This window comes from Shewanella sp. SP1S1-7 (assembly GCF_031932105.1).
GTDB lineage: Bacteria > Pseudomonadota > Gammaproteobacteria > Enterobacterales > Shewanellaceae > Shewanella > Shewanella baltica.
Genome location: NZ_JAUOEU010000005.1, coordinates 217,068 through 237,199, shown reverse-complemented (window position 1 = coordinate 237,199; position 20,132 = coordinate 217,068). Strand labels below are relative to the sequence as shown.

The window sequence follows — 20,132 nt, the reverse complement described above, 5'->3', positions numbered from 1 at the left end:
TCATCTTCGCCATCGGCACTAATTTTCTGTGTTAAATCACCGCTTGCGACTGTCACCGAAATGTCTACCGCTTCTTTCATTGGCTGCACAATGCTACGGGTTAATAATGTGGCCACGATAAATGCGGCAATCAAGGAGGCTATTATCACTACGCTGTTGAGTAGCTTACTTTCTTCGTAAGCTTGTGCGGTGACCTCGCCTTGTTTGCCTGCATATTCGGTATTTAAATCGCCAATACTGATAAGCGTTTTAGTTATTTTATCAGCTTGTAACGTCATCACTTCATCCATGATCCGTTTAGCTTCAGTCGTGTCATTGGCCTGCAGCTTACTGATCATTTGATCTTGATTCTGTAAATACAGCTCTAAATTATGACTAAAATCCTGATAGAGGGCTTGCTCACCAGGCAAACTAATTAAAGGCTCGTAGGCCTTTTGATCCGTTTCAATGTTCTCGCGAATTTGCCTTAAGGTTTCGAGCCCTTTGTCACGCTCAGCAGCTGAATCGGCGAGTAACAGACGAAATGTAAATACCCTAGCGCGCATCACGTTAAGATTGATGTTAGAAAGGGTGACGAGTGTCGGTAGGGTATTTTTTTCAATTTCTTCAGAGGAGGCGCGCATAGATGACATAGTTTGCAGCGACATGAGTCCCTGAAGTAACAAGACTAGGCCGAGTAAGCCAAAGGCAGTAATGAGTCGTGAGCCAATCTTAATTTGTCGTAACCACATAAGCGAGTCGTCCCTGTATTTAAATGAGTTCCGTCTAAGGTCGTTCTTACTGCTTTTAAGCTCATACTTTTTAATCACTGCTGTCGAGCCATGAAGCTTGAGCCAAAAGGCTGAGCTCATGCTTGCTAACGTTAAACTAACTGTTATCGTGCCGAGTCGGAACTGTGAGTTTTTGGTTTAATACACTATAGATTATATTTTCTAACTTTTTCGTTTTGGATTGTAAATTTAGCCGATTAAAAGCGACTGGCTGTAAATTAGTAAGGCTTAAACTAAGTTGTACCGTACCTTAAATATTGGCGTTAGCAAACTGTATTGCCCAATTGAGTGTGATGATGTCTGTGGTTTTATTTCGACTATCGATTAGAGTCAGGTTAGTTTGAATAAAGGTATTAACGTGATTACTATTTTAATTTTAGATAGTTAAAGTGAATTTTTGCTGGATTAATCAGGTTCTAATAAAGCAATTTAGGTCGTTAGCTTTATGCTTGATATCAGCATTTAAAGAGAGTATTCAAACCGTTAGTATTCTTTTTGTATAAAACCTTTGTAATCGACTGTTCCTTTAAGCGTTTTTATTTCTTGTGATCAGAATTGTTCGATAATAAATGGATAAATGAGACGTAAACGATTGGTGCTTATTTCTTGTCTCTTTTCTTATCTCTTTTCTTATTTATGCGAAGCGATAAATAATCAATTGTTTTGCGGTAATTCATGCCGGCTCATTTCTATTAATCGGCTGTAGGTACGGCGGAATTCAAAATTGAGTGCGCCACCTTGGTAGAGTTCGCTCAGTGGCACGTCGCAGCTGAGATAGAGACTGACATTTTGATCGTACAACTCATCAATTAAGCTGATAAAACGTCGCGCTGGGTCATCGTTGGCGGCGTAGGAGAGTTTGCGCTCGCCCGTGGCTGCGGCTTGGTTTTCACCTGTGCCGTCCTCCGTGCCGCGGGCACGGATCCAGCCTTTCACTTCGCCGCCCAGTTTAGGAACACCGCTCACCATTAAGATCTTAAATCGACTGGCGATTTCGATGTAATCGAGTTGGGATCTCGGGCCGTCACACAGGGCATAAAAGTCGAACCAAGCAACGGCGTTGTCTATGGGCTCTAAAGCGGCGCGGATCACTGGGATTTCACGGTTGCAGATGGTCAGGCTAGCATTGCTCATTCTGCTACCGCAGATACTAGTCTCACGAATACCAGAATCGCTAATGCCAACAGCGTTCATACTGAGTGTATTTGGCGTTAACCCATTCACTAGCTTGTCAAAAATCTGCTCAAAATCGAGTGTTCCGGTAATGCCAATATTGCGGGAAATCGAGGCACTCATTTCAGCGCTTTCAATGCCAATCTCGTTGTTTAATAAAGTATTGATGGCGTGCATCCTGTGGTCTTGGTTGCCATCGAGATGCAGCATTTGCGTGTGCGTTTGCAGCAATTGGATACAAGGTAAAAATCTGTGTCTCGCTAAGCCGTTCTCATATAATTGCTCAATTGGAATATTAGAGGTCGCGACCAGCACCACACCTTGTTCGAATAGGCACTCAAATAGCCCTGCGAGTATCATGGCATCGCCAATGTCTGAGACAAAAAACTCATCGAAACACAGCACCTTGCACTCTTTCGCGAGATTTTTAGCAATCAGAGTTAACGGGTCTCGTTTACCCGAATGCTCGCGTAATGCATTGTGTATCCGCGCCATAAAACGGTGGAAATGCAGTCTTAACTTGCTTTCACTTGGCAAACAATCGAAAAACAAATCCATCAGAAAGGTTTTACCGCGACCGACATCGCCCCACAGATACAAGCCTTTGATGGATTGTGATTGGGACAGGCGTGCTGAATTGGCTTGTGGCATCAACTGCTTAAATAGCATATCGAGCGCTAACACCGCCTGTTGCTGCGCGGGATCATCAACTAGATTTTCGCTCACTTTGGCGCGATACACTTCCAGTGGCGTCATCATTGGCGTTATCGATTGCGAGCTAGCGGAGTTTGAATGAGCCATGTCGGGGTCTCGTTGGCGGTTGTTTTAGGTGTTTACTGCAGTCAGTGTGTGCTTTAGCTTGGATTAAGTGCGATATCAGCGCTCGCCTTTTGAGGCATCATGCTACTCATACTTAGGTACTCGGGAGCCATATTGCAAGATGCTCAGGGTAACATAGTCGCTGGCGTGACTTAAATCCCGCTCTGAGGCTTAGGTCAAATACTAAACGAAACCAGTGCTTTATTCTCGGGGACTTTTACCTTAACATCTTTGTCACAAAAATAATGATATGGAATGAATCCTATGGCTAGCAAAGGCAATGGCATTACTTTTATCAGTGCACAAACCTCGATTGAGGGTGACATCCAGTTAGAGAGCACGGCATTAATTGCGGGTAAATTGCAGGGCAAGATTGGTTCAGCGGGACAAATTAAGATCGAACTTGGCGGCGAGATCTCCGGTGAAGTCAGCTGTGATGAGTTGCGGGTGTGCGGCGTATTTAGTGGTCGAGTCTGTTGTAATAAGTTGATTATTACCAGTTCTGGTGTGGTTGACGGTGAAGTTGCAAGCCATCAGATGGAGATTTACGAAGGCGGCCAGTTTATTGGTCAGCGGATTAAAGGCCCTGAGCTTGATGCCTTGCCTGACATGCTAAAAGCGATCGCCCCAGCGGCTCAACGCTCGGATGCGCACCTATATGCCAGTGAGAGCGGTTCATTAAGAGGCGATAATCGGGCGATTCGCCCTTGGTTGTATGTTGCTGCTGCAACTGTCGTCATCGCCTTGGGCTTTAGTTTTGGACCCGAGCCATTGCGTGAGTGGTTACCGAATGTGAGTGATAGTCCGCTCAATACTGAAGTGTCTCCCGTGGCACAGGGGCTAGATGCTGAAAAGGCTGCCAATCCATTACTGACTGAACAAACGACTGCGCCAGATACCGCGAATGCCGACAATACGGCGGCGTTATCCGCAGATCCCGATCCGCTGGCTTTATCGCAGGATTCGGCGATGGAAGATTTACAGCAGATGGAACAAGGCCATGCACAGATGGCGCAGGGTGATAATGGCACCGCGCCCGCCAGCGAGAATGCAGGCAATAAGCTCTGATTGCTAAGCGAAAGCTCGAATCTATTCGCTTGAATCAATTATCTCGAATAAATAGGTACTCGCATCGTTGGGTCGAGCATTTGGTGTTTTTTGTTCGAGCATTCTTATTTGCTCATCGTTGCTAATGCTTATCGCCGAAATCCAGCTCAATCCTACTCAATCTCTCTTCAAGTATTGTTGCTAGTTCCCTCAGAAGCGCTTAACGGCGCTTTGCTTTTATGGATGGCTTCTAGCTTAATTTAACGTTCCAAGGGTAAATCCGTCCTATTTTTATGCTATTTCACTCATCTGTTAACATTCAGCGTCCGCTAATATTCCTGTCATATTTTCATTGAGTTATCTCTCATTCTTACCCGTTTTGTGCACTTCAAGCCGTTTCCCTTGAGTTAAGTTTATTTTGTTCATGAACTTTATGATTTTTAGTCACCTTAAGTCCCTTAATGAAGATTAAGTGCGTTAAATATCTTTAACGAAATGTTAACGATACATTTCATCCTCTGGGCGAGGAAGTAGTCCGTCACAGACCTGACACAATTCTAATAACACAGGCATTCCCACAGGGAATGGCAGACTGCAATACAGGAGGCATTGATGCCTAGATTGACCTTACTTGCCGCGGCAACCGCTGTGGCCTTTACTGGTTTTGCGAATGCGCAAGACTTAACGCCACAAGAGCTTCAAGCACAACTCACCCAATTGACTCAAGAAGTTAACCAGCTAAAACAACAGCAGGCAGCGAATGCCACTGCGACTCCATCTAAGCCTAGCGCGCCAGCTTTTGAGATAGGTGGTCGCATTCAACTCGATTACAACCTCTTCAATGGTGCCTATAACGCCGAACATAACGGCAGTAGCGCGCAGGATATTTTCCCCCGCCGAGTCCGTACCTTTGTTGAAGGCGAATTACAGGATTGGGATTACAAGCTGTTGCTTGAATTTGCTGAGAATACCGCTGAAATCGTCATGGCTCGGATGCGTTATTCGGGTTTTGAGAATGGCCCTAAACTGCAATTTGGTAAGTTGCGTGAGGATATCAGCCTTGATGCGCTCACCAGCAGTAATCACATTGCGCTGATCGAACGTTCTAGCCTCGCCGATACTATGTCGCCGTACTTCCGCTGGGGTGTTTCTGCCTATCAATATTTCCCCAGCACAGGTTTACGTTACGCCTTGGGTGTTTATAAAAACGATGCCTTTGGTAGCGATGGCAAAGATGAAACTGATGATTTGAACTATGCCCTGAGCTCGCGAGTGACTTGGTCACAGGCCAAAGAACCGGGCCAAGTGCTGCATGCAGGCTTGTGGTACTCAGCGCGTCAAATGGGCGGCGATGACTTGTCTGCCAGCTTTGCTCGCGGCGAACTGCGCGAGACTAATACTCGCCTGATTAACTATGTCGCCGGTGGTGAAACCGCAGCGATTGATAATCTAAATCAAGCGGGTTTAGAGCTGGCATTTCAACATAATGGCTTGTTGTTGCAGGGCGAATATGCCCAGCGCAGTTTAAACACCCAAGATCCTCAGTCAGTGCTCGATGGTGAGCGTTATCAGGCGTATTACCTGCAGGCGAGTTACTTCTTAACGGGCGAACAGCGCAGCTATTCCAAGGGCAGCGCGGTGTTTTCTCAGCCTAAGGGCGTAACCGATGCATGGGAATTGGCGGCACGTTTTTCTAGCGTGGATGCGAGCTCCGACTTCCAAGGTACTAAAGCTCAGACCTATACCTTAGGCGTGTCTTACTACTTTAATCCAAAAATCAAAGTGATGGCTAACTACATCCATTCTTCCGTCGATGGCGCTGGCACGATTGCCTTAGTCGGCAATGAAGATGTGGGCGATGCCTTTGCTGCCCGTTTGCAATACGTGTTTTAGGAGTAATGAATCATGTTGAAAATGAAATCTTTAGTCATGAGTGCGCTGTTACTTGGTGCCTCTGGCATGGCGAGTGCTGATATCCACTTTATCATTCCTGGCGGTCCAGGCGGTGGTTGGGATACCACGGCGCGCGGCGTCGGTGAAGCCTTAGTGAAGTCGAAAATTGATGGTAATGCCTCTTTTGAGAACCTCTCGGGTGGCGGTGGCGGCCGTGCAATAGCCTCTATGATCAAATCGAAAAACAAACAGGGCGATATTTTACTGGTTAACTCGACTCCAATTGTGCTCCGTGCACTTTCTGGGCAAATCCCGTTTAGTTATCGTGATTTAACGCCGGTTGCAGGCATAGTCGCCGATTACGGTGCCTTTGTGGTGCGTAACGATTCACCGTTGAAAACCTGGGACGATGTGTTGGCGGCCTTTAAGGCGGACCCACAAAGATTCAATATCGCTGGCGGCTCGGCGCGCGGCAGTATGGATCACTTAGTTGCGGCGCAAGCGATTGCGGCGGCGGGCTTAGATGGCGGTCGTTTACGTTATGTTCCCTACGATGCGGGTGGTCAAGCTAAGGCTGGCTTACTCTCGGGCGAAGTCGATTTATTGTCGACGGGATTCAGTGAAGCTTTAGAAATTGCGGGCAGTGGTCAAGGTCGGATCCTTGCTATGACGGCGCCAGAAATCGTTGCCGAGCATCCAGAGGTTCCGACGATTAAATCCCTCGGTTATGACATGACGTTTACTAACTGGCGCGGCTTTTTCGCGGCACCTGATACGCCTAAAGCCAAAGTTGATGAGTATGTGGCCAAGTTTGCGGCGCTGATTAAGACGCCAGAATGGGAACAAGTGCGTGCCCGTAATGGTTGGATCAATCTGTTTGAACCCCAAGCCGAATTCATTAAGTCATTGGAAGCACAGGAGCAACAGCTTAAAGCCACTATGTTGCAACTGGGCTTTATTAAGTAAGGAGTGACAGATGTTGAATCGTGATCTGCTTGGTTCCTTGCTATTTGTCGCCGTGTTTACCGGATATGGCGTGCTGGCATGGCAAATTCCCTTATTGCCGTTTGAAGAATTTGAAGTCGTGACGTCTTCCACTATGCCGAAGATTTATGCTGCCATGGGGCTGATGTTTAGTCTGTTTTCTCTGGTTGCTGTCTTGCTGAAAGGAAACACGGTTCAACAGCGGGGGGCGCTGCTGACTAAAGCCGCCTTACAACAAACCGCGGCGCTGATTGTGCTGATGGTCTTGTATGCCGCCGGACTCGAACCGTTGGGGTTTGTTGTCGCTACCTTATTGTTTTTGGTCGCTGGATTTTGGTTGATGGGAGAGCGCCGCTTTAAGATTTTGCTGCTCGCCTCTGTGCCCGTGGTGTTGGTGTTCTGGGTGTTGATGACGCAAGTCTTAGGTATCTACTTGGCCTCAGGTTCTCTTTGGAGTTAACTATGTTCGATGCAATGTTTATTGGTCTATCGACCGCGTTTGAATTGCAAAACCTCATGTATGTGGTCTTAGGCTGCTTGGTCGGCACAGTGATCGGTATGCTGCCGGGATTAGGGCCGATCACAGCGATCGCTCTGATGATCCCAGTGACTTACAGCATTGGCCCCAGCTCAGGGATGATCTTAATGGCGGGCGTGTACTACGGCGCTATTTTTGGTGGGTCGACTTCATCAATTCTGATCAACGCACCGGGCGTAGCAGGAACGGTTGCGACGTCATTCGATGGTTATCCGATGGCGCAAAAAGGTATGGCGGGCAAAGCATTAGCGATTGCGGCCTATGCTTCGTTTACCGGCGGCACTATCGGCGCCATCATGTTGATGGTCGCGGCGCCATTATTAGCGCAAGTATCTCTGAGCTTTCAATCGGGCGATTATGTGGTCTTGATGTTCCTCGGTTTGACGGCCATTGCAGCGTTTTCGAATCGTGGCGATTTCCTCAAGGCCATGATGATGACTCACTTAGGTTTGTTGCTCTCGTCAGTGGGGATCGATCCTTTCTCGGGGATGGAACGCTTCACCTTCGGTCAGCCAGATTTACTCGATGGCATCAGTTTTCTGTTAATCGCCATGGCGACTTTTGCCCTGTCTGAAGCCTTAATGAATGTGATTAAGCCGCCTAAGTCGACCGAAAACATTAACTTTTCGGCGCAGCCCATTGGTAGCACTCGCTTAACCAAAGAGGAAGTGAAAGAGATAGCACCTGTGATTGGTCGCTCTTCTATTTTCGGTTTTTTGATTGGGGTATTACCGGGCGCAGGCGCAACTATTGCCAGCTTTATGGCCTACGGCACTGAGCGTAATTTATCCCGCGGCGCGAAACGCGATGAGTTTGGTAAGGGCTCGATTCGCGGTGTTGCGGCGCCTGAGTCGGCTAACAATGCGGCCTGTACTGGTTCATTTGTACCCTTATTGACCTTAGGTATTCCGGGGTCGGGTACCACGGCCATCATGCTTGGTGCATTGATCGCTTATGGTATTCAACCTGGCCCTATGTTGATGCAAGAGCGTCCAGACGTGTTTTGGTCTGTGATTATCTCTATGTATTTTGGCAATATTATTCTGCTGGTGTTGAATTTACCGCTGATCCCTTATTTTGCCAAAGTGCTGGCTTTGCCTAAGTCGATTTTGACTGTGATGATTTTGTTCTTCAGTTTGATTGGGGTGTATTTAGTCTCGTTTAATACTTTCGATCTGTTCTTGATGATAGGTTTTGCGATTGTCGCTGTGGTACTGCGTTTGCTGGCATTTCCGATGGCGCCGCTGCTACTGGGCTTCATCCTCGGTGATATGATTGAGCGTAACTTCCGCCGTGCTATGATCGCTTCCGATGGTTCTTTGAGCTTCCTGTGGGAACGCCCGCTGACGCTGACTATCTTGATTGTGGCAATTGCTATGCTGGTTGTGCCCTTGATCGGTTTTATTCGTAGTCATCGTAGTGATAAATTGGCGAAAGCCTCTTAAGTAAAGGTACGCTAATGAGACGCCCTAAACGCTTAGAAACCTGGTTAATCAGTGGGGTAACTTGCCTGAGTTTGTTGCTGTGCGCCTTATTTGGCGGCATCAGCTATCAAATTTTGAGCCGCAGTATTACTGAGCAATCGGGCGCTAAGGCATTAGGGCTGGCCCATGCGGTCGCGACACGGGCCGATGTGATTACGGCTTTGCAGACTGGGCATTCGAGCCCACAATTGCTGGCCGCGATAGAAGGAATACGTCTAGCATCTAAGGCCGATTTTATCGTGGTGGGCGATACTCATAAATACCGTATCGTGCACCCAGATTCAGATAAAATTGGCAAGAAGATGGAGGGTGGTGACAGCCAAGCGGCATTAGAAGGGGAGTCTTATATCTCCGAGGCGCAGGGCAGTTTAGGTCGTTCTATTCGCGGTAAAGTGCCAGTGCTTGACGAGCAAGGCGAAATTATCGGCTTGGTTTCCGTGGGCTTTTTGAGTCAGTCCGTGGGCGCGTTAATCGATAAACGTATTCCTGAAATCATCATGACAGTCCTAGGAGTGTTATTGATGGGCGTGCTGGTGGCTTTTTGGATGGGGCGGCAAGTGCGGGAAATGTTGTTCGGCTTGCAACCTGCTGAAATTGGCCGTTTATTCGTCGAGCAAGACGCGATTCTTAACACAGTGCGAATGGGTGTGGTGGCATTGGATGCCGATGGTCGTATCCGCAAGTTGAATCAAAGGGCGCGGGAGATCTTAGCCTTATCTCCGACCTGCCAACCTAATGATCTAATGTTGAGTGATTTATTGCCGCAGCACGCCGATTTTCTACTGACGAATCAAAACAAAACCATCAGGGGATTCGAGTTATTTGCCAATGAGCAATGGCTGGTGATGTCGCGGGTGCCGTTTCAGGTGCGGGATCAAAATGATGGCTTGCTGCTGACGATGCGCCCCGCCGATGAAATTGAGCGCTTGAGCCAACAACTGGCCAAAGTGCAAGAGTTTGCCGAAATGCTCAGAGTGCAAACCCATGATTACTCGAATAAACTCCATACTCTAGGCGCCTTGTTGCAACTTAAAGCCTACGACAAAGCGGTCGAATTTATCGGCCAAGAAAGCCAAGGTTGGCAGGCTCAAATCCATTTATTACTGTCGCAAATCCATGAGCCGACGATAGCCGGATTACTCTTGGGTAAGTATCACAAGGCGAAAGAGCTCAATATTGAGTTTCAAATCAGCCCAGACAGTCAACTTAGTGATGTTCAAGACGCCATTATGCTAGAGCGGATGGTGTCGATTATGGGCAACCTTATCGATAATGCCATTGAGGCCGTGCACAGGGCGAACAATCATAAGCCCCGCCGCGTGGTCGTGACCTTAGATGAAACTGCCTCTAACCTGATTTTTGATGTGGAAGACAGCGGCGATGGGATTTCTAAAACCGAGTACAGTACGATATTCGATCCAGATTACAGCTCTAAGCAGGGGGCGCAGCACGGTGTGGGCATGTATATCGTTAATACTTACCTGTGTGCCTGCCATGGCAGCTTAGAGTTTGCCGACTCAGATTTAGGTGGAGCGCGTTTTTCTGTGTATATTCCCACTAAACCTTTACCTGAAGTAGGTACCGTTTAATGCATACCGTCATGATTGTTGCGGACCAAGTTGCGCGTGTTGCTGAGTTAACCGCACCGTATTTGTTTCCTGAATTTCTGCCTGAAGTAGGTACCGTTTAATGCATACCGTCATTATCGTTGAGGATGAAGTCGAAGTCGCGCATCTCGTCGCACAATACTTGTTCTCGACCAATCGATATAAAGTCATTGGCATGGCCAGTGATATCAGTACCGCACGATCATTACTGGGTGCAATCGTACCCGATCTTTTGCTATTAGACGTGTATTTACCCGACGGTAATGGTTTGAATTTACTGGCAGAATTACGCAGTCAAGGGAGCCGCAGTGAAGTGGTGTTGCTCACTGCGGCCAAGGAAGTGCAGATTTTAGAAAAAGCCATGCAGCTGGGCGTGTTCGATTTTTTGGTGAAACCTGTACTGTTGAGCCGGTTAGATCAAGCCCTGAGTCGATTCGAGAGCCGCCAGCTCAAACTTTCTGCCACGGAGGAGCTTACTCAATCCGTGGTCGATGCCTTTATGGAAGTGCCGACAGGGACGACCAAGGCTGCTGCTCGTTTGCCAAAGGGGGTCGACCAATTGACCCTACAGAAAATCCGTGAAGTGTTTGATGCTAAGCCGCAGGATAAACTTACGGCGCAAATGGTGGGTGAAAAGCTAGGCGTTAGCCGTTCTACTGCGCGGCGTTATTTAGAGTTTTTGTTGGAATGTAACGAGTTAGCGGCGGATCAGAGTTATGGTTCCATCGGTCGCCCCGAACGTTGCTACCACAGAGTGCGCTAGTCTATCTGTTCATCTGTTACTTTTTTGCATTCAGAATTTAGTCCACCTTGACCCTTTCAAGCTGCCACTCTGGCAGCTTAGAGGTTAAGTCTGGGATTATTTTATCGATATCGCCCCGCAAGATAATCAATGGCTCACCGCTAAACGCCCCGTTGGCTAACTGTTGCAGCCTTGCGGGCGTTAGCGCCTGCAACTCGGCATTTAGCTGTTGCACATCAACTTGAGTTAATCCTGTCGCAACTTGTTGGAGATATTGGTTTTCACGCTGAATGCTGTTGTCTTGGCTGAGTAAATCCTCACCTATCAAATAGGTTTTAAGTGCATTGATTTCGCCTTGGCTGGCACTTTGGGTTTTAACGAGCGCGAGGTGATCAAGTATGCCCACCACAAACGCACCCGTATGTTCTATGGCTGTACTGCCGTAAAACTTGATGCTACTGGACAGCGGTGCATTGGCACATTGACCGTAAATGCCATAGGTGAGGCCGCGCTTTTCCCGCAAATCATAATAGAGTCTACCCGAAAAACTGCGCCCCATCAGCGCGGACAAACTACGACAGCTTAAGGTGACTTCCTGTGAACTGAGTTGACTCGTCTCGGACGTATCGCCTAATTCACTATCTACGGTATGACCTATGGCATGATTTATGGAATGGTCTATGCGATAGTCTATGCGATAGTCTATGCGATAGTCTATGCGATAGCCTAGGCGGACTTGGGTCTGCACACTGCCCGGCGCATCGATAAGGTAAATCTTTTGGGTTTGCTTAGGTGTGGTTGTTTCTAGCTTATCCGCGTGCGATGACGACTTAGGAAAGGATTTAGGCAAGGATGTCGTCAACATAGGCCACTGTTTGATGCTGGCTTGAAGATTAAATTCGGCGTTTTTAGCCTGTATATTGGGTAGAAACAGATGCCACTGTGCTTGTGATACCGCCTGCTGCTGGATCTGTTGCAGTTGATTCAGATTAAGTGAATCGAACAGCTCATTATTATTGAGCACTTTATTGTAAGGATGTTCAGGTCCGAGTAGCTTTTCGCGCCACAGTTTATCTATCTCGGCGCCACTAAAGGCATTCAAGTGCTTATTGAGCTTGAGTTGGCGGCGAATATTGTCAATATCGACGGGGGCGGTTGTCGCATCAACAAAGGTATTGGGCTGCCAAAATTGCACTAGCAAACCGTAGATATGATTAACATCGTCGGGGCAGGTGAGGCTTAGATTTATGCTATGCAAGCTGACGCGAATACTGAAAGTTTCAAGGCAGGGGTCTGCGAGGCTAATCGCCAGTGCGCGGGCTTTCTCTTGCAAGGCAATCTGTAAAATATCGGGATTATTGAAGGGAGCCTGCGGACTTATCGCCGCTAAACTGACCCTGTTGCTTAGACTGTTACTGCTTAGACTGTTACTGCTTAGAGCATGAGTGCTTAGGTTATTACTGTTTAGATCATGAGTGCTTAGGTTATTACTGTTTAGATCATGATTTCTTTGTACTGAGGCAAGTCTATGTAACTGATAGGGTAAATCCAACTCGGTATGAACTTCATCGCTAAACATTGGATCCGTTGCGGGGATGATGACGCCGCTTTCGGGTAAATGACTGTTTAAAGGATAGGGCGTGTTAAAGCCCGCTAAGCTTGGCGGTTCGGTCGGCGTAAAGACGATTTGCGTTTGCTGGCAGGCGCTCAGTAATAACGCCGCTGCGCAGCACATTAAGCTTTGTAGTTGTTTAGGTCGTCCGTGAGTTACAGGAGTTAGGTTCATCATAATACCGCATCCTCTAGGCTGTCGCTCATGTCACTAGGTAGCCATTCCAGCAGTGTTTTTCCCCAGCGAATATACCAAGGTGGCAGTAGGTCGACCCGCACATAGTCTTGAGTAAAATACTGTTTTGCGACTCTTTGGATATCGCCAGCCGTGACTGCGTTAATCCGTTGCCACTGCGCGCTAAAGGGATGGTCTTTATCTTGAACTGAGGTCGCCGAAAGCTGCGTGGCTAGTGCTTGGGTGTCACTGAGTTGTTGTAATCGATTGTTTAACCACACTTGTTTAAGTGCGCACAGGCTGGTTTCATCCAGAGTCTCTTGCTGTGTTTGTGCGACAAGTCCCAGCACTTTTTCCACTAAGGCATCGAGTGAAGTGCGAGCTCGCGGAACCAAGACAATATTGGCAATCCCATGATTTTCTAGCTCAAAGGGCAGGGAATAGCTGAGCATCTGCGCGGGATTATGCTGGCTAAGTTTAGCGATTGCACTGGCGGTATTTTGAAATAAATAGCCTTCGAGCAGTTGAATCGCTGCCGCATCGGGATGATTTTTACCTACGGTATGCCAAGCGAGCAGTAATCCAGGCCAAGGTCCGCGTTCATCGACTAACTCAGCATGCATTTGTTTAGGCTGGATGTTCAGCTCAGTGAATCTAGGCTCAGTCGTCGCTGGTTTAGGCCAAGTCGCAAAATCTTGCTCAATCCATTGCAGGGTTTGTGGACTTAACTTGCCGACAAGGGAAAGCTGCATCGCGTCGGGGCGATAATAAGCACGGTGAAAGGCGGTTAGGCTTTCAGGTGTGGCTTGCAAGATATCCTCGCGACTACCAATAATACCGTGTCCGTAGGGCGTGCCTTGCACTTGGTCGAGTAAGAACGCCATCGCGCTGCGGACATAGGGCTGATTATCTATGGTTTGGGCCATTTCCTGTAGTACGGTTTCCTGCTGATTTTTAACGGTAGTGGCATTAAGGCTTGGACGGATAAAGCGGTCGGCTTCGAGATACAGCCCCAGTTCTAATGCTGGGCTTGGCAGCGTCACATAGTAATTGGTGTAGTCAAAATGTGTGCTGGCATTAAAACGTGCACCTAAGGCACTGAGCTGCTGGGCATAGGTATCGCCGGGGGCATTTTCGCTGCCCTTAAATAACATGTGCTCAAACAGATGGGCATAACCGCTCTGACCTTGGGCTTCGTTGCGGGCACCTAAATTAAATTGGCTGGCGATTGTAACTGTTTGTTTATCAGCCATGGGCAGTAACCGCACCGTCAGGCCATTTTCGAGAGTGTAGGTTTTTAGGTTCGCTTCGAGCGCGTATAAGGCTTGTGCATCATGCTCGGCGCGACATTGTGCCAGCAGCGAATTGCTAAAAGCACTGGTCGCAAGGGCGATAAAAAAGGCGATGTGAGTTCTCATAAGTGCATCCTGCCGAGCATATTTTTTGAATTCGTTAAATAACTCATCGAAGCTGAATGCCGTTACCAAGTGGCGATTAACCCATCAACAGGTATCGATACCGATTGCGATGTGGTTAGCGACTGCTCGGATTTCATCGAAATCAGTTGAATAGCATTCAGTTTTTAAAAAGAACTGCTATGATGGCACAGTTCTTTTTCTGGCATAAGTACAAGATATGGTAAGCAGATCCCCGTTCGAATCCTTTCAGTGGAAAAGCGATATTTTTAACTGTGAAAGCACTGATATTGATAATTTTTATCTGCTGCTTGAGCAGGAAATGACCCGTTTGGGCATGGTTGAGAAGAATTTGGGTGAAGTCGGTAAATACAAGGTTAGCTTGTATCAGTCTCCCGCCGCTAAGTCAGGCTTACCTTCTTTATTGATCAGCGCAGGATTTCATGGCGAAGAATCTGCAGGCCCTTGGGGTTTGCTACATTTTTTGAGTGAAGCTTCAGCAGACCTATTTGAACGGGTGAACTTGAGTTTATTGCCCCTCGTTAATCCAACCGGATTCAGCCGCGGCCATAGATTTAACAAGTACGGCGAAAATCCAAATCGCGGTTTTGTATTTGAGAATGGTAAACCTAAAGCCAATGAACATACGTCGGTGGAAGGTAAGTTGTTGTTAGATCATGCGCAGTTACTGATTGCCGCTTGCCGTGACGGTATTTTAACTTGCCACGAAGATGTCTTGAGCCGTGAAGCCTATGTGTATTCTTTTGAGCCAAGCCAAGTGCCAGGACGCTTTAGCCTCGATTTGCGCGATACCTTAGGCGGTTATTTCCCGATTGCTATGGATGGCGAGATTGATGCGTGTCCTGTGAAGGATGGCTTGATCTTCAATCACTTCGATACGTCGTTTGAAGCGTGTTTAGTGCGAAGTGGTGCCCGTGTCGGTGCTTGTACCGAAACGCCAGCGCTGCAAAACTTCGACCAACGCGTATTGGCAAACAGTGCTGCTATGACTCACTTCTTAGCCCTATGTGCACCTTTATGTGATTGATCTTGTTATTCTATTAGGTGTTTAATCATCTAATAAATGACAAAAAAATACCCGCTGATAGCGGGTATTTTTTTAGGTGATATTTGCCAGTGAATTATTGATTAATTCGCATCGGCACACCAGTACGTTCATCGAGCAGCTTTTTGATCACAGAAGAATTTGTGTCAGCTTTAGCGATAAACTTGGCGATATCTCTAGGTAATGAAATCGCGACTGGCTCATTGGATTCAAACTCAGCCACAGTACGAGACAGAGGTTGATGCACGGCTAAGTAGCGCTTACCGTCTGGCTCTTCGGTTGCTTTAATCGGCTGGTTCACGAATTGTACGCGGGTGCCCACTGGGACATTCTTGAACAAGTGCTCGATATCATCGTGGCGCAAACGCACACAACCTTGGCTGACACGTAAACCGATACCGAAACTCGCGTTAGTACCGTGAATCGCATACAAGTTGCCGATATACAGTGCATACAGTCCCATAGGGTTGTCTGGACCCGCTGGCCATACTGCTGGCAGGATTTCACCCTTAGCAGCATATTCTTTACGAATGCGCGGTGTCGGTGTCCAAGTTGGATTAGCACGTTTACGTTGTACTGTGGTCACCCAGTTTTCTGGTGTGTCTTTACCAATTTGGCCAATACCAATAGGCAGGACTTCAACTGTTTTTTTGCCTTTTGGATAGTAATACAAACGCATTTCGGCCACGTTGATCACTATGCCTTCACGGGGAGCGTTAGGTAGGATCAGTTGTAATGGAATTAACAGTTGGCTACCTGGCTTTGGCAGAAATGGATCTACACCTGGGTTAGCTTCGAGTAAGTTACTGAGACCGAGCTGGTATTTGGCTGCAATATCTTCGAGAGTGTGTTTACCCTCTGGAACCGTATAATACTGGTTCTCGCCAATTAGCCTGCTTTGGGCGGCTGGTAAAGGATATTCCGTTGCTAAAGCGGACAGACTAGGGAAAACCAAAGTCAATAATAAAGCTGTGGTGCGAAGCATACTCATAAGCGGATACTACGATTCCTGTTAATAAAAAAGCGTGTTTAACGCAGCTTTCTCTCTTAAAACGAGAGCGGCAATTTGACGAGCAAAATGCACTGGCGCGCGAAGCTCGCATCCTTCCTTATTTTGGACATTATTTCAACTGAAATATGATCCGTACAGCGTATTTATCGCTTAATTTTTGTTTTAACGGTTTTCCTCGGCGACTAAGATTGTCAGTATTTCGGCTTATCATTAAACCCTGTGCCTGCTTTATTGCTCTATGTGCTGCAAATCCCTGATCTAAGCTGCTGTGTTGCAACGCTTCTATGGTGATCGCTCAGTCTAAAATATTGACGTTATGCATAGTGTCTGCTTTTGATGGCGAATTAAGGGGGCTGAATTGATGGGTTTTGCGAAAACAGCGTTTGCGAGACTTTTTTAAAGTACTTTTCTAACGGGGTGATGCTCAACCTGACAAAGTCCGCCTAGCTGAGCCGACTGTCGGATAAATGGAGTGAAAACAATTGGCTTGAGGGTGATGTTCGAATATTCGCCGTTTCAGTCGACATTGTTTTGTCTGGTACTGAATTCACTATGATAACCCTAGTTTATACAGGTTTATGAGCGTAATTTTGCTTGAATGATTTAAGTTTACGTTTAGTTTGTTATTTTTAACTATATGATATTCATTTATTTTAATTTTTATAAGTCGTGTGAAAATGTTCTGCGGTTCTTTAGGTTTTACGTTAGCCTTTATCTCAAGGTTAATGCAAAGTTACATTTATGGCGTTTTCTATGTAGATGATTGAAATTTAATATTTAACGCTCCAATAATTCGCTATTTTTGTGCTAATATAAAATCATAAAATTGTAAGTTGAGTCATTTTTAACCTCGGTGATTTGTCTATCGTTTAACTAAACAACCTGTATAAGGAGGCGTTTGTGGATGCAAATTCCATCAATAGTTTTTTTCTGATTGGCGCCTTGCTAACTGCAGTGAGTGTTTTACTCAGTCCCATGTCTTCGCGTTTGGGTATCCCGATTCTTTTGATCTTCCTCGCCGTGGGTATTTTGGCCGGTGAAGATGGCCCTGGCGGAATATTGTTTGATGATTATTCCACCGCTTATTTAGTCAGTAACTTAGCGCTTGCTATCATCTTACTCGATGGTGGTATGCGTACCCGTGTCGCCAGTTTTAGGGTGGCACTGTGGCCTGCATTATCGCTAGCGACCTTTGGCGTCGCTATCACAACCAGTATCACTGGCATGATGGCCGCATGGCTGTTTGACTTGCATTGGTTGCAAGGTTTGCTGGTGGGCGCGATTGTGGGCTCGACCGATGCCGCCGCGGTATTCTCCTTATTGAAAGGGCGCAGTCTCAACGAGCGGGTTGGGGCAACCTTAGAAATCGAGTCCGGTAGTAACGACCCTATGGCGGTGTTTTTAACCGTGACGCTGATTGCGATTCTCGCCAATGTGGACACTGAGATGTCCTTCAGCTTTATGTTTATCAGCTTTATTAAGCAATTTGGTCTGGGTATTTGCTTAGGTTTAGGCGGCGGCTGGATGCTGTGGAAGCTGGTTAATTTGAGCAAATTAGCCGACGGCCTGTACTCTATTTTAGTCTTAAGCGGTGGTCTGATTATTTATGCTGCGTCTAACAAACTCGGCGGCAGTGGCATTTTATCGATTTACTTAGTCGGGCTTTTCCTCGGCAATAAGCCGACTCGTGGTCGCCATGCGATTTTAAACGTACTTGATGGCATGACTTGGGTCAGCCAAATCGGTATGTTCTTGGTATTAGGGTTATTGCTTACCCCTTCAGATTTAGTCGATATCCTGATCCCAGGTTTTGCACTGGCATTTGGGATGATTCTATTCGCTCGTCCTGTCGCTGTGTGGATCAGTTTATTGCCCTTTAAGAGCTTCAGCAGTCGCGACCGCTGGTTTATTTCGTGGGTAGGATTACGCGGTGCTGTACCTATCATCTTGGCGGTGTTCCCTATGATGGCGGGCTTACCGGGCGCTCAGTTGTACTTCAACTTAGCCTTCTTCGTCGTATTAGTATCGTTACTGGTTCAAGGTGCGTCTTTGACCACTGCGGCGCGTTTAGCTAAGGTGGAACTGCCCCCAAAGCCGTTGCCCGTTTCGCGTTCGGGAGTTGAAATTTACCCGAGCAGCGAATGGGAAGTGTTTGTCTATCGTTTGAGTGAAAGTAAGTGGTGCATTGGTGAGCCGCTAAAACGCTTAGCTATGCCTGATGGAACACGGATTGCGGCGGTATTTAGGAATGACACTTTACTGCATCCGTCGGGCAGTACTCGCCTCGAAGCGGGAGATATACTCTGTGTGCTGGGTCAGGAGAAAAGTTTAGAAGCCTTGAGTAACCTCTTTAGCCAAGCGCCTGAAAATAAAGAAGTGCAACGCTTCTTCGGTGATTTCTTTATTGAAACAGACGTTAAGCTTGCAGATCTCGCACCAATTTATGGCTTGAGCTTAGATAATCTCGCCGATGATATGACAGTCGCCGATCTGGTGGTATCACAGCTTGGCGCCAATCCTGTGCTGGGCGATCAGTTCCAATGGCAGTCGTTGCATTGGGTGGTGGCGGGGCTGTATGAAGGCAAAGTCACTAACGTGGGTATTCGTTTACCGACCGAGCATTCGCTGTAATCTCATGCGCTAGATGCTTCTTGCCATATAGAGTTGCCATAGAGAGTTGAAGTTGAAAGTTGTCATCGACAATTGTAATCGAAAGTCGCCATAAAAAATGCCAGCTTATTTGCTGGCATTTTTGTATTCAAAAACTGGATGAGTTACTGATATAAAGATTTGTCTGTTGGATCTGGACGGGTTTTAAAGCGGCGATGCAACCACATATATTGGGCGCGGTTTTTATCTATGATGGATTCGATAATCTTGTTACCGCGAATGGCATCGGCTAATTCATCTTCGCCGGGGAAATTATCCAGCGGTGGCATCACTTCAATCCGATAGCCCTCATCACCTTCGGTACGTTCCACAAAAAAGGGTAAGACTTTGGCTTTGCCGAGTTTGGCTAACGTGGTGGCCCCCGTAATCGTTGCCGCATCTGACATGGCATAAAACGGGATAAATACCGCGCTTGATCGGCCAAAGTCTTGATCGGCCGTGTACCAAATGACATCGGGATTACGCAGGCAACGCACCATTTGGCGCAAGTCGCGTTTAGAAACAAGCCCTTTATTCGAGCGTAAACGGCCTTTCACTTGGAGGTATTCCATCACAGGATTGTTGTGTGGGCGATAAACCCCCACGCCGGGTTGGAATTGGCCGAAAATACGTGCGCCCATTTCCAGCGGTAAACAATGCACGGCAAACAGGATAACGCCGTGGCCAGCATCGAGGGTGTCTTGCACGTGTTCTTTGCCTGTGATGCTCATGTGCTGCTGCACTTTTTCATCGGACCACCACCATGCATTGATGGTATCGAAAATGGCTTTGCCCGTTTCTTCAAAGTTACGCGTGAGTAAATCTTCTCGCTGTGCTTCTGACATTTCAGGGAAACAGAGGGCCAAGTTACGGCGCGCCGTATGAGTGCGACTGCCAGCAAATTTCATCACTAAGCGACCTAAACCTTTACCCAGTTTCATCTGCCAAGAGAGCGGTAGAAGCTGAGTTAAGCGCATTAAAAATACGCCAAACCACATGGGCCAATGCTTAGGATGATATAAAGAAGATGAAAACTCGGCTTTCTCGACCACAAAAATACTCACTACTTTTGAAAATTACTGCTTATTCTAACTCAATTTTTACTGAAAATTAGGTACAATCACGGTTTAATTTCTGCATAAAGATA

At 47.1% G+C, this 20,132-nt stretch carries 15 protein-coding genes; 9 read left to right on the top strand and 6 right to left on the bottom strand.

All coding sequences use genetic code 11. The annotated features are described in order from the left end of the window. Nucleotides 1-731, bottom strand: a 731-nt coding sequence (locus Q4Q49_RS06675; RefSeq protein ID WP_311998962.1) for an MCP four helix bundle domain-containing protein, incomplete at its 3' end; no start/stop codon positions are given. Nucleotides 732-1,424: 693 nt separating this feature from the next. Next, complete coding sequence (gene zapE, locus Q4Q49_RS06670; RefSeq protein WP_311998961.1) at nucleotides 1,425-2,744, bottom strand: cell division protein ZapE; 1,320 nt, start codon at nucleotides 2,742-2,744, stop codon at nucleotides 1,425-1,427. Between the two features lie 282 nt (nucleotides 2,745-3,026). Between zapE and Q4Q49_RS06665 the strand changes: the two genes are divergently transcribed. From Q4Q49_RS06665 to Q4Q49_RS06635, 7 genes are all read left to right on the top strand, one after another. Further along, nucleotides 3,027-3,830 (top strand): polymer-forming cytoskeletal protein, encoded by an 804-nt coding sequence (locus Q4Q49_RS06665; RefSeq protein ID WP_012586906.1) that lies wholly within the window; start codon nucleotides 3,027-3,029, stop codon nucleotides 3,828-3,830. A gap of 591 nt (nucleotides 3,831-4,421) precedes the next feature. Further along, nucleotides 4,422-5,702, top strand: coding sequence for an OprO/OprP family phosphate-selective porin (locus Q4Q49_RS06660; RefSeq protein WP_259542144.1), 1,281 nt, complete (start codon nucleotides 4,422-4,424; stop codon nucleotides 5,700-5,702). A gap of 12 nt (nucleotides 5,703-5,714) precedes the next feature. After that, nucleotides 5,715-6,668 (top strand): tripartite tricarboxylate transporter substrate binding protein, encoded by a 954-nt coding sequence (locus Q4Q49_RS06655; RefSeq protein ID WP_006082913.1) that lies wholly within the window; start codon nucleotides 5,715-5,717, stop codon nucleotides 6,666-6,668. A gap of 10 nt (nucleotides 6,669-6,678) precedes the next feature. Further along, entirely contained in the window at nucleotides 6,679-7,146 is a 468-nt protein-coding gene (locus Q4Q49_RS06650; protein WP_006085948.1) for a tripartite tricarboxylate transporter TctB family protein, read from the top strand. 2 nt (nucleotides 7,147-7,148) lie between these two features. Next, the gene (locus Q4Q49_RS06645; protein ID WP_311998960.1) at nucleotides 7,149-8,669 is read left to right on the top strand and encodes a tripartite tricarboxylate transporter permease; all 1,521 of its coding nucleotides are present in this window, start codon (nucleotides 7,149-7,151) and stop codon (nucleotides 8,667-8,669) included. A 14-nt stretch (nucleotides 8,670-8,683) separates the two neighbouring features. Then, nucleotides 8,684-10,297, top strand: coding sequence for a sensor histidine kinase (locus tag Q4Q49_RS06640; protein WP_311998959.1), 1,614 nt, complete (start codon nucleotides 8,684-8,686; stop codon nucleotides 10,295-10,297). A gap of 100 nt (nucleotides 10,298-10,397) precedes the next feature. Further along, on the top strand, nucleotides 10,398-11,078 hold the full coding sequence (locus Q4Q49_RS06635) for a response regulator (RefSeq protein WP_006085944.1): 681 nt from the start codon (nucleotides 10,398-10,400) through the stop codon (nucleotides 11,076-11,078). Between the two features lie 37 nt (nucleotides 11,079-11,115). On the opposite strand, the gene Q4Q49_RS06630 is transcribed toward Q4Q49_RS06635, so the two are convergent. Further along, nucleotides 11,116-12,846, bottom strand: coding sequence for an insulinase family protein (locus Q4Q49_RS06630; protein WP_311998958.1), 1,731 nt, complete (start codon nucleotides 12,844-12,846; stop codon nucleotides 11,116-11,118). Beyond that, nucleotides 12,843-14,261: a pitrilysin family protein gene (locus tag Q4Q49_RS06625; RefSeq protein WP_311998957.1), complete on the bottom strand. Its 1,419-nt coding sequence runs from the start codon at nucleotides 14,259-14,261 to the stop codon at nucleotides 12,843-12,845. The genes Q4Q49_RS06630 and Q4Q49_RS06625 overlap by 4 nt, the downstream gene beginning before the upstream one ends. 217 nt (nucleotides 14,262-14,478) lie before the next feature. Here Q4Q49_RS06625 and Q4Q49_RS06620 point away from each other — a divergent pair, with 217 nt between their 5' ends. Beyond that, nucleotides 14,479-15,306, top strand: coding sequence for a M14 family metallocarboxypeptidase (locus Q4Q49_RS06620; RefSeq protein ID WP_311990999.1), 828 nt, complete (start codon nucleotides 14,479-14,481; stop codon nucleotides 15,304-15,306). Nucleotides 15,307-15,400: 94 nt separating this feature from the next. Here Q4Q49_RS06620 and Q4Q49_RS06615 read toward each other — a convergent pair whose 3' ends face one another. Then, a complete protein-coding gene (locus Q4Q49_RS06615; protein ID WP_300476378.1) occupies nucleotides 15,401-16,315 on the bottom strand; it encodes a L,D-transpeptidase family protein in 915 nt (304 codons plus the stop codon). A gap of 921 nt (nucleotides 16,316-17,236) precedes the next feature. Between Q4Q49_RS06615 and Q4Q49_RS06610 the strand changes: the two genes are divergently transcribed. Beyond that, entirely contained in the window at nucleotides 17,237-18,967 is a 1,731-nt protein-coding gene (locus tag Q4Q49_RS06610; protein WP_006082903.1) for a potassium/proton antiporter, read from the top strand. Between the two features lie 143 nt (nucleotides 18,968-19,110). Here Q4Q49_RS06610 and Q4Q49_RS06605 read toward each other — a convergent pair whose 3' ends face one another. Beyond that, nucleotides 19,111-20,037 (bottom strand): LpxL/LpxP family Kdo(2)-lipid IV(A) lauroyl/palmitoleoyl acyltransferase, encoded by a 927-nt coding sequence (locus tag Q4Q49_RS06605; protein ID WP_311998956.1) that lies wholly within the window; start codon nucleotides 20,035-20,037, stop codon nucleotides 19,111-19,113. Between the last annotated feature and the right edge of the window lie 95 nt (nucleotides 20,038-20,132).